The sequence below is a fragment of the Acinetobacter endophylla genome (assembly GCF_053543775.1).
Genome location: NZ_JBLVOM010000219.1, coordinates 1 through 482 on the forward strand (window position 1 = coordinate 1; position 482 = coordinate 482).

The 482-nt window shown below is 41.7% G+C and carries 1 protein-coding gene; it reads left to right on the forward strand.

The annotated features are described in order from the left end of the window. Positions 1-470 (forward strand): phosphotransferase (locus ACNPNW_RS06440; protein ID WP_448766770.1); only part of this gene is annotated, 470 nt, incomplete at its 5' end. Positions 471-482 lie beyond the last annotated feature (12 nt).

Here is a 482-nt window from a genome sequence, read left to right on the forward strand (position 1 = left end):
ATAACGATTTACACGCTTCTAATCTATTCTGGTCAGCACCGGATGCCAAAGCGGAGATTACTGCCGTAATTGATTTTGGTTTATCTGACCGAAATTCGGCACTTTATGATCTGGCTGTGACGATTGAACGTAATTTCATTGATTGGTTGGAATTAAAGCAGAACCCACATATTCCGATTGATGAAGCCGGTTTAACCGCTTTTCTCCATGCTTATTTTTCCGAAATACATCCACAAGAAGATTTTAGTATTTTGCCAGAACTGCTGAAAATCGTGCATCTGGATTTCGCTTTTTCAGAGCTGGAGTATTTTGTGGGTATTACCCACAACCTCAACCATGCAGATGCGGCTTATTACGACTGGATTATCGGTCATGTGGACTGGTTCTTTGGCGAACAAGGCCAACAATTTACCCAGACTTTAACTCGGCTCATTCAACATGAATTGCAAGCTTCTCAATGCTCTCTCTAAACCCAGCATCAT